The organism is Halolamina salina, from assembly GCF_054653455.1.
In genome coordinates, this window is sequence record NZ_BAAIGE010000002.1 from 835,186 (window position 1) to 849,813 (window position 14,628).

General features: G+C 67.3%; 9 protein-coding genes. 2 read left to right on the forward strand and 7 right to left on the reverse strand.

Translation table 11 applies throughout. The annotated features are described in order from the left end of the window. Positions 1-235: 235 nt before the first annotated feature. Both rocF and purD read left to right on the forward strand, forming a co-directional pair. Positions 236-1,171: an arginase gene (rocF, locus tag ACYQZ5_RS05025; RefSeq protein WP_379731534.1), complete on the forward strand. Its 936-nt coding sequence runs from the start codon at positions 236-238 to the stop codon at positions 1,169-1,171. Positions 1,172-1,244: 73 nt separating this feature from the next. Then, on the forward strand, positions 1,245-2,552 hold the full coding sequence (purD, locus tag ACYQZ5_RS05030; RefSeq protein WP_459845362.1) for a phosphoribosylamine--glycine ligase: 1,308 nt from the start codon (positions 1,245-1,247) through the stop codon (positions 2,550-2,552). Between the two features lie 24 nt (positions 2,553-2,576). Here the strand turns inward: purD and ACYQZ5_RS05035 are convergent, their stop codons facing one another. The 7 genes from ACYQZ5_RS05035 to ACYQZ5_RS05065 all read right to left on the reverse strand — a co-directional run bounded on the left by ACYQZ5_RS05035 (position 2,577) and on the right by ACYQZ5_RS05065 (position 14,475). Then, complete coding sequence (locus ACYQZ5_RS05035; RefSeq protein ID WP_053948400.1) at positions 2,577-2,756, reverse strand: DUF7836 family putative zinc-binding protein; 180 nt, start codon at positions 2,754-2,756, stop codon at positions 2,577-2,579. Positions 2,757-2,811: 55 nt separating this feature from the next. Next, a complete protein-coding gene (locus tag ACYQZ5_RS05040) occupies positions 2,812-3,423 on the reverse strand; it encodes a DUF6517 family protein (protein WP_379730980.1) in 612 nt (203 codons plus the stop codon). Positions 3,424-3,482: 59 nt separating this feature from the next. Beyond that, a complete protein-coding gene (locus ACYQZ5_RS05045) occupies positions 3,483-4,070 on the reverse strand; it encodes a DUF2391 domain-containing protein (RefSeq protein WP_379730979.1) in 588 nt (195 codons plus the stop codon). A 123-nt stretch (positions 4,071-4,193) separates the two neighbouring features. Next, entirely contained in the window at positions 4,194-5,564 is a 1,371-nt protein-coding gene (locus ACYQZ5_RS05050) for a hypothetical protein (protein WP_379730978.1), read from the reverse strand. Between the two features lie 17 nt (positions 5,565-5,581). Further along, the gene (locus ACYQZ5_RS05055; protein ID WP_379730977.1) at positions 5,582-9,118 is read right to left on the reverse strand and encodes a tubulin-like doman-containing protein; all 3,537 of its coding nucleotides are present in this window, start codon (positions 9,116-9,118) and stop codon (positions 5,582-5,584) included. Between the two features lie 153 nt (positions 9,119-9,271). Then, a complete protein-coding gene (locus tag ACYQZ5_RS05060) occupies positions 9,272-12,307 on the reverse strand; it encodes a hypothetical protein (RefSeq protein ID WP_459845366.1) in 3,036 nt (1,011 codons plus the stop codon). Then, on the reverse strand, positions 12,304-14,475 hold the full coding sequence (locus tag ACYQZ5_RS05065) for a hypothetical protein (RefSeq protein ID WP_379732071.1): 2,172 nt from the start codon (positions 14,473-14,475) through the stop codon (positions 12,304-12,306). Before ACYQZ5_RS05065 ends, ACYQZ5_RS05060 begins: the two co-directional genes overlap by 4 nt. Positions 14,476-14,628 lie beyond the last annotated feature (153 nt).

Below are 14,628 nucleotides of genomic sequence, written 5' to 3' on the forward strand. Positions count from 1 at the left end.
TCACGGCAGCACCCGAGGCCGGGGGGCGCTTAACTCCTCGCCCGGCGGTGAACTGACGCTGTTCTGCCGAGTTCCCGTGACGCTATGGCGACTTATGAATCACATTTCGCTATATCGAACGACGGCGCGATCCGCCGTCGACGCCCGGGAAGAACTGGCCGATCCGACGGGGTTTCGTCCGTTCGTTCGGACCGAATCCGGGAAGCTAACCCCGTCGGCTCCCGTACCGGCGTACATGTCCGAAAACGGAAGCGTCGGGGAGCGTCGACAGTCGGTGCGGATCATCGGGGCACCGACAGACTACGGGCAGGACCGCCGAGGCGTCGACATGGGACCGTCGGCGATCCGGTACGGCGGGCTGAGCGAAGGCCTCTCCGAGGCCGGCGTCGACGACGAGGACGCGGGGGACCTCCTCGTGCCGCGTGCCGAGGAGCGCGACGCACAGTACCGAACGCCCAGCAAGGGGAAAGCAAAGTTCCTCCGGGAGACGGAGGACGTCTGTAGCCGGCTGGCAACCGAAGTCCGCGAGTCGATCGCCGACGGCTACACGCCGCTGGTCTTGGGTGGGGACCACTCCGTCGCCATCGGGACCGTCTCCGGGTCGGCGGCCGACGCCGAGATCGGCGCGATCTGGTTCGACGCCCACGGCGACCTCAACACGCCGACGACGACGCCGTCGGGCAACGTTCACGGGATGCCCCTTGCGGCGCTACTGGGCGTGAAGGAGTGGGACGGCGTCGACTGGGCCAACGCGCCGTCGCTCTCCCCGGAGAACGTCGCGATCGTCGGCCTGCGCTCGGTCGACGACGCCGAGCGCGAACTGCTTCGGGACAGCGAGATCACCGCGTTCACGATGTCCGAGATCGACGACCGGGGGCTGGACGAGGTAGTCGACGACGCGCTCGCGATCGCCAACAACGGCACCGAGGGCTACCACGTCAGCCTGGATCTGGACTGGCTCGACCCGACGATTGCGCCGGGCGTCGGCACCCCGGTCCGGGGCGGCGTCGACTACCGCGAGGCCCACCACGCGATGGAGCAGGTCGCCGTCGACGGGGGCATGCGGTCGATGGAGCTGGTCGAGGTCAACCCCACCCTCGACCAGCACAACGAGACCGCCGAACTGGCGGTCGAGCTCGCCGCCAGCGCGTTCGGCAAACGCATCCTGTAGATATCCGCGTTCGTGTATTTCGACGCGGCTTCGGAAGGGAACTTTTACACTCTCGTGTTCATACCCTCCGCCCATGTCCGAGACCGTGCTGGTGATCGGCGGGGGCGGCCGCGAACACGCGATCACGCGTGCGCTGGCGCCCGACGCCGAGGTGTACGCGCTGGCCAGCAACCGGAACCCGGGTATCGCGTCGCTCGCGGCCGGAACCGAAATCGCCGACGAGACCGACACCGACGCGGTCGTCGCGTACGCCGAATCGGTCGGCGCCGACGCCGCGGTGATCGGCCCCGAGGCGGCGCTCGCGGCCGGCGTCGCCGACGCGCTGAACGACGCCGGCGTGTTCACGTTCGGCCCGACCGCCGAGGCTGCCCGGATCGAGACGGACAAGGCCTACCAGCGGGAGTTCATGGCCGAACACGACATCCCGGGTACGCCGGAGTTCGAGACGTTCGACGACGCCGAGGCGGCCGCGGCGTACGTCGAGGGCGTCAAGGGCGACGTGGCGGTCAAGCCGACGGGGCTGACCGGCGGGAAGGGAGTCCGGGTCACCGGCGATCAGGTGAGCCACGCCGAAGCCGCCGAGTACGTTCGCGGCAGCGACCACGACGAGTGGGTGATCGAGGAGCGCCTCGTCGGCGAGGAGTTCACCGTGCAGGCGTTCGTCCACGACGGGGAGATGCGCCTGACGCCGGCCGTGCAGGACCATAAGCGCGCCTACGAGGGCGACGAGGGGCCGAACACCGGCGGCATGGGGAGCTACAGCGACGCTAGGGCGACGCTCCCCTTTATGACGCCACAGGAGTACTACAGCGCCGCGAACGTACTGGAGACCACCGTCGACGCGCTCCCCGAGTACACGGGCGTGCTGTACGGCCAGTTCATGCTGACCGCCGAGGGACCGAAGGTGGTGGAGTTCAACGCCCGCTTCGGCGACCCCGAGGCGATGAACGTCCTGCCAGTGATGGAGACGCCGCTGCTGGAGATCGTGACGGCCGCCCGCGAGGGCGAGTCGCTCCCGGAGCCGGCGTTCGCGAACCGCGCGACGGTCTGTAAGTACGCTGTCCCGGCGGGCTACCCGACCGACCCCGACGCCGGAAGCGAGATCGAGGTCGACGAGTCCACCGTCGCGGCCGCCGCCGAGGCACACGGCGGCGACGCGCTGCTGTTCTACGCCTCCGTCGACGACCGGGAGGACGGCCTGTTTACCACGACCTCGCGGTCGTTCGCGGTCGTGGGCGTCGCCGACGACATCTCGACCGCCGAGGCCATCGCCGCCGACGCGCTGGAGGCGGCGGGCGACGGGCTCCGCGTCCGCGAGGACGTGGGGACCGAAGAACTGGTCCAGTCGCGGATCGACCACATGACGTCGATCCGCGACTGAGAACGGGCGTCGTCTGTCGTCGCGTTACTCGAACTGCTGGACGACTTCGAGGTCGCGGTCGGTCCGCATGAACTGTGCGAGTCGCCGGGTGGCGTGGCAGTCCGGACAGCTGAGGTTCTGGTCGGACTCGGGGAGGTCCGTCGGGTTCGACTCCCACTCCTTGGTACACTCCGGACACAGTAGGCGGACGAACGCTTCGACCATGCCCCGAACTGGGACCCGATGGCCGATAAAGCTTGTCGCCCCTCCGACCGTCGGCTCAGGCGGGGTGGCTCAGGTTCGACATTAGCTGACGGATGTTCGGTCCCTCCTCGTCCTCCCGTTCCTGTGGGAAGATCCCCATCGGGACGACCACGTCGCTCTCGTGGTTGAAGTTCGCGAGGAGGAGGAACACCGGCACCTCGTTGCCGTCGACGGTCACCGTCCCGGAGAACTTCGTCACCGTCCGGGCGCCGCCGAGCATCTCCACTTCCTCCTCGGACTCCCGGCTCACGTCCCCCATGTCGTCGAACCGCTGCTGGAAGCGCTGGACGAGCTCCCCGGCGTCGATGTTCGCGATCGGGTTGAACGACTGCCCGGCGACGTCGACCTGCGGCGATGTGAACACCGCGAACACGCCGACGTCGGAGCTTCCCAGCGGGCCGAGGTCGATCTGCTTTCGGTACTCGGTCACCGTGTTCGTTATCTCGACCTCCTGCCCCGCGAACGTCCGGGTCATCGACGGCTGTCGCTGCCCGGTCCGTTCGTACCCGGTGTCCCCGGTGTCGGTGGTGGCGTACTCGGCGGTGAAGCTCGTCGAGCCGCTACAGCCCGCAAGCCCCGCGATCCCCGCTACTGTCAACGCACCGACTTTTCTGCGTGATAGCTCCATACAGTCCCGTTCCCGGGGATGTGTATAAGCTTCGTGGCCGGCCCGGGTCGGCGCCGGACTCAGCTTCCGGGGAGGATGTCCCCGAGGGCGCCGCCGATCGCCATCCCGACGAAACAGACCGCCGTCTGACAGACCGCGATCCAGGGCTCGGCCCAGTCGACGCGGCCCCAGGCGGTCATCATGAACAGCGACGTGAGTGCGGCGATGGTGAGCAGCCCCACGGGTCGACGTGGGAGGATCCCCAGGATCGGGTCGACGACGCGCACGTCCTGAATCTCGGCCACGTACAGCAGCCCGTTGACGATGCTGACGCCGAACAGCAGCGTCGCGAGGAAGTAGATCGGGTGGGTCGCGAGGTAGACGCCCGCCTCCAGTGTCCCACCCTCGATCACCATCGGGATTCCGAACACGACGCTGCCGACCAGCGCCTCGGCGGCGTCGTGGCGGTCGAACCCCTTGATCACCCGGCCGAAGACGGGCGTGTCCTCGTCGATCCGTCTGGCCATCCGGATACTCTCGCGCACCCGTGACTTGGTCTCCTGGTCCTCGTCGGCGAGTTCGAGTTCGAGCGCCTCGAGCTCGTCGAGCAGGTCGTCGACGTCCGTCTCCTCCTCTTCGGGGTCCTCGGCGGCCATCCGACTCAGCACCCCCGCTCCTCGTCTTGGTTCGGGACCCCCAGTCGAGGCCCGGTCGCGTTGCTCGTCATACACGACTGAGCGACGGCGCCGAAGGTAAGCGTTTGGCTGCCGGACGAGGTGAGACGCGCGGCCTCAGAGCGTCTCGATGAGCACGTCGAACCCCTCGTCGCCGCCGTCGAAGCGGTTCGTGGGGACGATCGCGTACCGCTCCCCGACGCCGTCGGCGTCGATCCCGAGACGATCGGCGACCTCCGACGGGAAGACGCCGTCCGTGAGCGAAATCCCCTCGTCGAAGGCGTCGGCCGGCTCGCGGGCCTCGCTCGTCGCGATCACGACATCGGTGCTCGGGTCGTCGCCGTACAGTTCGGTCAACAGCCCGTACAGGTCAGCTTCCTCGGGCGTGTCGTCCTTCCCCGGCGTCCGCGTCAGGAGCAGCACCGTGTCGGCGTGGTCGAGCCGATTGAGGACGGTCCCCTCCTGATAGGCCATCGCGTCGCGGACGACGGCGGGCAGGATCAGCACGAGGTGGTGGCGGACCCAGCGAAGCAGTTGCTTCACGCGCGCGCCGCCGCCGTTGCGCTCACGCAGTCGGTTCTCCAGTCGGTTCCGGTTCACGTCGCGAGTGCTGAACCCCTCGGTCGTGACTTTCGCGGTCCGTTCGGTCACGTCGCCCGCGAGGAACCCGAACGACACGGGTGCGCCGAACCCGTCCGGGAGCGCGCTCTCGTCGGCGGCGGTCACCGCCTGCCGGAGCAGGTGGTTCCCCTCGATCGGGAACCCCTCGCGCTCGCTTTCGGCGTGGGCGAACAGCCCGCCGAGGACGTACGGCTCGGCGCGCCGGTCGTTCTCCGCCGTGATCGTGACGACCGACTTCTGGTACTCGTAGGTCATGAACACCGACAGCGCGAACACGGCGACCCCGCCCGCCAGTAGCGTCACGAGCGTGTCGACGATCGACGTGGCGTACTGGACGTACTGCAGGGCGGCCAGCAGCACCAGCACCGACACCGTGTAGAAGAACGCCCGGCTCGCCGTGGGGAACTGGATCCACTGGAGGCGCTCCCGGATCGAGAGCTGGTTCGGGACTTTCACGCCGTAGATCTGTGACGTGACGCCCCCGGAGAGGAGTCCGACCACGAGCGCGGCGGCGAACGTGACGGACTCCCGCTGGATCGCACCAAGCACCCGCCCGAGGTCACCGAGCGTCGGGAGGAGCGCGACCACCGCGACGAGCAACACGAGCGCCGCCTGAACCCGTTTGGTACCGTCGACCAGGAACAGCGCGAACCAGCCGGCCAACAGGCCGCCGAGGACGACGACCGGGAAGTCGAGCGTCACGCCGCCGACGCCCGCGATGGCGCCGGAGAGCGACCGCAGGAGGCCGCCGTTGGCCCAGACGGTCGACGCCGCCCCGGCCACCGTCGGGATGGTGAGGGCGAGGCTGACGAACGCGACTACGACGACGGCGATCTCTTTTCGGTTTCCGTCGGAAAGAAGATCCATTGAGAGGTCGGGGAGAGTTAGTTCTGCTCGGCCTCGACGTCCATCCCGTTGAAACGACCGGTGTCGAACATACCGTTGAGTATCTCGGTCACTTCCTCGATGGAGTCGTCGTTCATGTGGGTGATGAGCTCCTTATCCCGGTCGAGGGGGCGGAGTTCGTCCCGGAAGACGTAGGCACCGTACTTCGTGTCGTCTTCGAACTCCCGCGTCCACTCGTGTAGCGTCGGCCAGTACTGCCACTTCCCGTCGATGCCGACCGTGTGGTGGGTCGGGATGAACTTGATATCCTGACTGACGGTTTCGTACGTGCGCTGGTAGCCGTCCCGGTCGGTGAGAACGCTCAGATTGTCGAGCGTGAGCCCGGCGATGAACGTGACCATCGAGATCTCGTCGGGACCGCCGATATCGTGCTGCTCTTCGGCGTAGGTGTTCTCGTTGATCGTCAGCTTCAGCCCGTCACCCCTGGAGCCACCATCCCCGAGCTTGTCCCTGATTCTCGGGTGCTTGGAGTCCTTCGATGGGGAGCTCACGTCGCCGACGTCCTCGAGTGCCCGCGACATGAACACCGGGATGTACCGGAGCCCCTCGTACTCCGGGGCGCTGGATTGGTCGTTAAGCGCCCGCGGCGAGAGGTTGTTGATCGGCGCACGACCGTACCTGTTGTTGTACATGTCCTCCAGGGAGTTGGCGAAGAAGCTGAAGATCTCGTCCTCGTGGTTCTCGAGAACCGCGGACTCTTCGATACTCCGCGGCGAACTGATGAGGTCCTCCGGGTTCGTCTCCCCGCGGCGGAGGTACGGGTGATCGCCGTCGTTGGGGACCGACGGCTGGATATCGAACCCGTAGATCCCCTCGTACCGCTGTGCGAAGTCCCGTCCGTACGTCTCCCCGTCCTCCTCGGGTGGCGTAACCTCGGGGACCGAGAGGTCGTCCTCGACTTCCTTGTACGAACCGGAGATCGCTCGGAGCCGGTTGAGCGCCTCGATGGTCCCGTCGTCCTCGACGATGTCGTTGCCGCCGTAGCTCTGGAGCTCCTTCCGCACTCGCTCGACTTCGCTGTCGAAGGGGTCGACGTAGCGTTCGTACAGCTCGTGGGAGACGGTTCCGCCGTCGGTCCCACTGACCTCGACCGGCATCACCTCGTTCAACATCGTGCTGGCCATCACTGCGTCGCTCGTTTCGAGATCGCGTTCGAGCTGGTCACGCAGTGCCGACGGCTCCCGGTCCATGGGGACCGTCATGTCGACGGCCGGATCGTCGACCGTCAAGTCCTCCGGGCCGAACGTGATCAGCGTTCCGCCCTCGGTGAACTGCTCGTCGAAGGCCTCGACGATCCGATCCAGCGCTGTCCGCTTGGAGCGGTCGATCTCGGACTCCCGCTGGATGGTCGAGCGATTGAAGACGCAGTTGAACGGGTCACGAACGTCGCCACCGTTTCGCTGGGGGTTGACCGTGAACCAGTCCCCGAGGTTCTGGAGCTCCCGGTACTTGTTGCTGAACTCCGCGGACTTGTCGGGGCGCCCGGGGAGGATCCCGGAGTTGTGTTCGAGCACCGCGGTCTTCATATCGGCAATGAGGCCCAGCGCCTCCTCGATCCCGTCGCCGTCGATGCGTTCGGCGTCCACGGCGTCCAGCTTCTGGTTGAGGGTCTCGAAGGAGTTGAACCCCAGACTGCCGCGCATTCCCTCCTCGGTTACGGCGTCGTTGATCGTGCTGATCCGGTTCTCGATCGCGGACTCGAGATCGTCGATCAGGGACACGATGTCGTCCCGGTGTTCGTTCACCGATCCGACGTGGGCAGCGTCGTTCTGGACGTCCTGCCTCCAGCTCTGGATGTGGCTGTCGACCTTCTCGCCGACGTGATCGCGGAGGCTGGTGATCTCCTGGTGCTCTTTCACCAGCTGATCCTTCGCGGTGCGGATCTGATCCAGCGTCTCCGAGAACGTCGGGTTCTGGATGTCGCGGTACGCCCTCCGCTCGTCGGAGCTGAGGACGATATCCTGCAGGATGTCTCGGACCGTCCGCGCCTGCATATCGTTCAGCGCGTGGGAGTCGTCGAGGTTCTCCTGCGTGATCGCCGCGATCTTCTGCCAGAGTTCGTACCGGGTCTGGATGTTGTCGATCTCCTGCCCGACGACCGAGGCGAGCATGTACCCCAACTCGCCCTCGTTGTCGATCGTGGTCGGGTCGATGAGTGCCCGCTCCGTCGCACGATCGATGAAGCGCCTGGACACCTCCGGCTCCGGGTCGTCGTCGGGGACGTCCACTCGGAGGGCGTTCTCCGGCTCCTCGTAGTCGTCGACGATATCCGCCCCTTCTTGGACGGGTAGCTCTTCACGGATCGCCTGTCGTGCCTCCTCGAGCCCGGCGACGCGGAGCCCGTCGTCGGTGAGGAGTTCGTCCCGGACACGCTCGTACCGGTTCCGGAGCTCCATCGCCTGTTCCTTCACCGGCTCGGTCGAGATCTCGGTCCCGACCTCCTCGAGCGCCGACGAGAAGTTCTCCTCGAGGTACTCTTCGACGGCCTCGTAGAGGTACTTCTCGTCGGTGAGCTCCGCACGCTTCGCCGAGAGGGTCTCCTCGATCTCCTCCCGAGCGCTCTCGCGCTGGTCGACCTCGTACTCCATCGTGTAGGGAACGGCCATCGAGAACCCCGCGAACTCCGGGGGACCGTTCTGGTTCGAGGGGTCCAGAGACGTGAAGAGGTTCCCACCGATCATCCCGTTCTGGTGGGCGAGAATGCTCCGGACGGCGGCCATCTCGAAGTCGTCGTCGTTCACGCTCCCCACGTACGGGATGAGGGTCACCGTGCGGAACGGCGTCTCGTCGTTGAGCCAGAGGTACTCGAGTTCGGAGAGGGCAGCGAACGCGTTGGTCTTCTCCTCTTTCTTCTCGCCCTTAGAGGGGATTACCGCGAAGAGGTCGATCGTTCGGGCATCGAGATCCTGTGCGAGATCGATGAAGACACCGGACCCAGTCCCGCCGGAGAGAGTGGTCACCATCGCCGTACTGCCCGGGTTGTTCGGAACCACCGACTCGCCGTGCTCCTCGTTGATGTGGTACATCGCCTTGCTGACGGCTCGCCGGCGATACACACCCCCATCGAAACCCTGCCGCTCGACGTGCGACAGCGGGTTCTTCCCCTCTTCGAGCCACCAGTTGTTCATCTGCCGGCGGTTGAGCAGATCTCTGACCGTCCCCGGAGTCGCGATATTCCCGGTCTGGTCGTCGTTCCGCTTGAGCCAGCTGTTGGGGATCGATTCGACGAGGTTCCGCTGTTCGATACCGACGTTGTTCAACTCCTCGTTCAGCCCCCGCTCATCGAGGAGGGATTTGATCTTCTCGTCGATCGGACCGTACCGCTCGTCGTGCCAGTTGTCGCTTACCGCGGTGTCGACCGTGTACGCTTCGAGGTTACCCGGCTCGTCGCGTTCGTAATTCTCGGTGTCCAGGACGTCTTCGAGAATCCAGTCCTGTTCCATGAACTTGTAGACGATCCTACTTCCTCCCCCTCCCACGCCAATCAGCGTGTCGGGCGTTTCACAGCGACCCATTATAGTGAATCGATTGAAGTTATCTCCACATAAATCTGTGTGGTCACTACGCCGGCGACGATTCTATCGTATGTCGGATCACGTGGCAGCTATGTTACCCCGTCCCGGTCGTGAGACCCACGGCAGGCGGGCAGCAATCGGAGTGTTCGCCCCCTACCGCCCGTTGATCGTCCCCTCCCGAACGGTCGAGGACGGGACCGTCCACACGGCGCCGTCGGCGACGACGTAGAGCCTGTCGGCGCCGGCGGCCAGCCCGTCGACCGACGGCCACGGGAGGTCGATCCGGGAACTCCCGTTCAGTTCGAGGTCGGCCCGAACGAGATCACCCTCGGAAACGAAGTAGACGCTGTCCTCGGTCACGACCGGCGGCGTGGAGACGGTCGCCTCCAAGCTGTTGACGCCGAGCGTCCCGGCCTCCCGGGTGTGGATGATGGATCGCCCGGCGAGCACGATCGTACTGTCGTTCGCCGAGAGCCACCGGAACCCGCTTCGGGCGGTGTTCATCCGTTCCTCCCAGCCGCGCTCCCAGCCCGACCACACCCTTCCTGACTCGCTCGCGACGTACGGCGTCCCGCCGACGACGACGGAGCCGACGAGCGGCCCTTCGGGAGCCGGGAAGTCGTTGATACGGCCGTTCGAGAGGTTGATACGCCGACTCTCCCTGTCCTCGAAACAGAGCGTCACCGACTCGCCGGCGACCATCGGCGAGACGGAGAACTGCCCGGACAGCTCCTGTCGTACCTGCAGGTCCGAGGTGAGGACGCGGCTCTTCTCCGGGCCGGAGACGTACAGCCACCGGTTTGCGGAGAAGTGGGTCGGCTGGTACCGGAACGACTCGACGGTGGGCGAGTCGTCCCCGAGCGCCGCGACGGTCCCCGACGAGTCCACGACGTAGACGGTGTCGTCCCCGCGGACGATCGGCTCCGCGAACGGGCTGGTGAACGGGACCGTGTTGTCACGCTCCCCGTCGTGGGTCAGGCGCGTGAGGTGTGCCTGCGTCTGCCCGTGCCGGACGGTCTCGGCGTGGTGCTCCGGGAGCCAGCTTCGGTCGATCGGGACCGAGCGGTCGTGGAGGCCGGCGTCGCCGGCGACGAACACCTGCTCGTCGGTGACCACCGGCGCCGCCGTCACCGGGAACTCGTCGAAGAACTGTTCGAACGGTCCCCGTGTCGTCGTTTCGTCCACGCCGGTCCCGGTCGGCTTCGGGCCGCCGCGTCGGGCGACCCCGCGGTCCTCCCGATCTCCCTCGGTCGACGCTCCCGGCTCGTCGGGTGAGCTCTCGCCGATCGGTGGGGACCCCCCCTCGTCGGCCACAGTCGGTTCCGGATCAGTCGTGTCGTGTCGCTCCTGCTCGTCGGACTCCGTCGACGCCGAGTCGAACAGGTGGCCCGTCTCGTCGGCCTCGGGTTCGTCGTCCGCCGTCTCGACCCCTCGCTCGGCGCCGAACGCGTCGTCCGTGGGGGTGCCCTCGCCCGCCTCAGGCTCCGGACTCGGCTCCTCGTCTCCGTCGCTCCGGCCGCCGGTATCTGCGACCCCGCCCCCGTCACTGGTGTCCGTGATTCCCACCTCGTCGCCGGTTGGATCGGCCCGACCCGCCGTCTCCCCCGCGCCACCATCGTCGTGTTCCGGGTCTTCGACCGGGAACGACCCCTCGTCGGCCGGCGGCTCGGAACCTCCCTCGTCGTCACGGTCCTGTTCGGCGGGATCGGAGACCGGATTCGGGTCGTCGGCGGCCGCGACTCCGATCGAATCGTCGTTTCCGTCGCCCTTCTCGGCCGGCCGAACGCCGAGGTCGTCGTCGCCAGCGTCCGCGTCGTCTGCCTCTTCCGGCTCCCGGTCATCCGGCTCCCGGTCCGACGATCCCCCGGAGAGGAGCTTTCCGAAGCCGGCGCCGATCGCTCGGACCGCGATGCCGGCCCTCACGACCAGCGTGATCGCGGCGATAGCGAACAGGGCCGTCGTCACGATCCCCGTCGGGAGCGCGCCGAGGAGTAGCCACGCCGCCGCGACGAGCAGGACTGCCGGCACGAGAGAGCCGAGCACGCCGACGAGCCGGCGAACGGCGCTCCGCCGGGTCGCCTGTATCGGCTGTGTTTCGAGCGCCGACTTCGCCGTCCGATACGGATCGGCGTCCCGCTCAAGCGCGTGCTGTTCGAGGATGGTGGCGGCGGTCTCCAGCCGCTCGCGCTGTGCCGGTTCGAGCTCTTCCCGGCCGCCCAGAACGGCGTCGAGACCGACCCCAGCGCCGAGCAGCCGGCGCACGCGCGGCACGGAGACGGCGGCGACGACGGCGACCAGCCCGGCGGCCAACGGCGCCCACGGCGGCACGGAGAGCGTCGTCCCGACGACCGGCAGCCACCCGAGATCGAGCGTCACGGGACTCCCGCTCGCGGCGGGTCTCACCCCGGCGAGCAGCACCGCGGCCGCGAGACCGACGCCCACTCCGGCGAGCACCGATCTCACGAGCCCGCCTCCGCCGGAGTCGGCCTCGAACCCCAGCGACACGTCCCGCTGTCGGGTCTCGGCTTCGAGCTGTGTCGCGACTTCCGACGGGGGGCGCTCGTCGACGAGCTCGTCGACCCGACGGCCGATCCGCTCGCTGGGCGAGAGGTCCGACTCCAGATCGATCAGCTCCGGCCGGGCGTACCGGTCGGCGAGGTGGACGAACACGTCCGTCTCGACGTGCTCCGGCGGCTCCTGCGTTGAGATGACGAACACCCCGTCGCTCCCATCGTCGAGGAGTGACCGGAGGACCCCGACCGCGTTCGTCGGGTCGGGGACGCCGATCTCGACGCGCTCGCCGTCCCGGCGGCGCTCCCGGACCGACGAGAGCAGGTCGTCGTCGGGTGTCGGACCGGACGCCGGCCCCAGCGCCTCGAACAGCTGTCCGTTGAGGACGTCGGTGCGGACCCGCCAGCCCGACCGATCGTCGAACACCTCCCGAACGGCGTCGTGGTAGCCCCGAAGCGGATCGTCGCCGCGGGGGACGGTGACGACGCCGACGAGCGCCTCCGGGGCGTCGCGGTGTGCGGGGATGGCGCCGCGAACCGTCGCGTCCCCGCCGGTCGTGTCGACGACGAGGCTGACGCCGGCCTCGAAGTCCTGTCGGACCGCCGCCTCCTCGCCCGGGGGCGGCTGGCCGCCGACGATGCAGTTCCCGTTGGTCGCCGTGTAGATGCGACGGCTCATGCGTCCTCCTCGGTCGGCTCACCGTCTGTGGCGACGGACTCGTTCGTGGTTCGCTGCGTGTTGAGGCTCTCTCGCATGTTCTCCACCATCTCTTCGGACTTCGACAGCGACTCGCCGCCCGGCAGGTAGGACCGCCACGGGTACGTCCGGACCAGCGTCCGCCCCTCGATCCGGTCGATCAGCCGGTCGGCGCCTTGGAGGATGGGCCGACTCCCGGTCTTGATCCGCTCGCCCTGATCGTTCGACTCCACGTCGTACCAGAGGGGGTAGAGGAAGTCCTCCCGGGTTCGCTTCCTGAGCGACCGCCGGTAGCCGTCCCAGTTCTCCGGCACGTCCAGATACTGGGTTTCGATCCAGTCCGCGAACGTGGTGTACACGCCGTCCTCGTGGGGGAGCGACGGGTGGTTGGGGAGCGTCTCGCTGCTCAGGATCTCGGTGGGGTTCAGGCTGCTCGGCGTCGCGTTGTTCCCGACGTACGCCGTGTACGCGGCGGTGAAGTGTCGCTTGGCGTAGTCCGACATCGACGCGACCCAGACGAACGACTTCGCCCCACCGTTACACTGGTCGACGATCCCCTCGTACACCCTGCGGTACTCGCTGGAGGGGGTCCGTGCCGGCCGCCCCTCGATCACCAGCCGCACGTCGCCGAGGTCGGGGTGGTCGTACCGGGGGAGCTCATTGAGCACCTCGGGCGCCTCCTCGAGGATCGCCTCGAACTCCAGATCGTCCAGCGTGTCGTACCGCCCGACGAGGTCGCCCTCCGTGCTGTACACCTCGTACTGCCCGCCGGTCCGCCGAAGCCAGTAGGCGTCGGTGTGCTGTGGCATGTGGCCCGCCGCCGCGGCACGCTGGACGAAGTCGTCGAGGGGGACGGTGAAGAGGATCGTGTCGGCGCCGTCGACGAGCCGTGAGAGCGCGTTCGCCAGCGCCTCGGGCGGGACGGTCTCCTGGTAGGACAGCGACTCGGCGTTCTCGAGCACCCGCTGGGCCTCCTCCCACTGGTCGGTCGAGGAGAACGCCGACTGGAGCCGGCCCAGCGCGGCGTCGATCTTCAGCGCCGCGGGGGCCAGCACCGGCACGTCGACCTCGTTCTCGATGTACTCGTGGTCGAGTATCAGGTCGTGTCGTCCCTCCTGTCTGACCGCTTCGAGCTCCTCGTCGAGCGGGTTCCAGTTCGACCCGCCGGTGATGAGTTCGCCGGGGTAGTCGAGCGTCCCGATGACGACCTTCTTCCGGAAGAACCGCCGATCGGAGACGAACGGGATCTCGAGGAACCGGTACTGTCGGCCCCGGTCCACCTCGCGGAGCTGGTTCCGCGGCGGGAACTCGCCGTTCTCGATCCGGTCGCTGATCGACGTGTCGAACTCCCCCCCGCGGAGGATCGTGAGGCTGTTCTCCGTCTCGAGGTGGTTGTACAGCCCGCCCAGGATCGCGGTCTTCCCGCCCCGTGCAGGCCCGATCTGGACCGTCCTGATCTCGGACTCGTACTCGGTGAACTTCCAGAACGCGCCGAGCAGGATCGTGCTCCCGACGAGGTTCCCACCGAGCTGTTCGAGCCGGGTGGCCTCGATGGGGCCGCCGCCCAGCCCGAGCGACAGGTGCCCGTCGACGAGGCCGACGACGACCATGAGGAAGAGGATCCCCCACACCGCCAGCGGCGCTCGGTCGAACTCGTTCGGCGGGGTGCCGATCAGGTGGTCGCGGTCCCTGCGGAGCCACCCGATCAGCGGGATGCCCCCGATCTGGATGCCGGCGACGACGCCGATGACGAGCGACGACAGGATGAGCAGCGAGAAGTTCTCGATCAGCACGTCGAACAGCCGCCCCATGATCAGGAGCTGTGCGACCACGATGCCGATTCCGGCCCAGAGAACGATCGCCTGATACCGCTTGTACGTGTCGACGAACCAGACGAGCGACACCCCGGCGAACACGCCCAGCGGGAACGGGAGCACGAACAGGAAGCTCTCGCTCGGGAAGAACGTCCCGATCGTCCGGCCGATCAAGCGCACCGTCCGGAAGGCGATCCCGCGGCTCTCCCACGCCGGCAGCCAGAGGTTTTCGAGCAGGAACCACGCGACGACACCCACGATAGAGAGGTAGAGGATTCCGGAGACGAACTCGAGGAAAGAGGGGCTCCGGACCAGCTTCTTCAGGGAGTTCGCCATTGTACACCGGAGGGATATGTCGAGTGACAAAAAAAGTTGGCGTCGGCGAACTCGCGGAACTGCAACGTGGCGGCGGGACCGGATGGCGGTTCCTCCCCTGCGGCGCCCGGCGATCACCTCAATTTACGACAGTATTATATGTGGCTTGGATAA

Bases quoted from the DNA above. Each gene is read 5' to 3' on its own strand.
- ACYQZ5_RS05050 (WP_379730978.1), bottom strand. From the start codon at position 5,564: ATGGATCTTCTTTCCGACGGAAACCGAAAAGAGATCGCCGTCGTCGTA.
- ACYQZ5_RS05065 (WP_379732071.1), bottom strand. From the start codon at position 14,475: ATGGCGAACTCCCTGAAGAAGCTGGTCCGGAGCCCCTCTTTCCTCGAG.
- ACYQZ5_RS05040 (WP_379730980.1), bottom strand. From the start codon at position 3,423: ATGGAGCTATCACGCAGAAAAGTCGGTGCGTTGACAGTAGCGGGGATC.
- rocF (WP_379731534.1), top strand. From the start codon at position 236: ATGTCCGAAAACGGAAGCGTCGGGGAGCGTCGACAGTCGGTGCGGATC.
- ACYQZ5_RS05060 (WP_459845366.1), bottom strand. From the start codon at position 12,307: ATGAGCCGTCGCATCTACACGGCGACCAACGGGAACTGCATCGTCGGC.
- ACYQZ5_RS05035 (WP_053948400.1), bottom strand. From the start codon at position 2,756: ATGGTCGAAGCGTTCGTCCGCCTACTGTGTCCGGAGTGTACCAAGGAG.
- purD (WP_459845362.1), top strand. From the start codon at position 1,245: ATGTCCGAGACCGTGCTGGTGATCGGCGGGGGCGGCCGCGAACACGCG.
- ACYQZ5_RS05055 (WP_379730977.1), bottom strand. From the start codon at position 9,118: ATGGGTCGCTGTGAAACGCCCGACACGCTGATTGGCGTGGGAGGGGGA.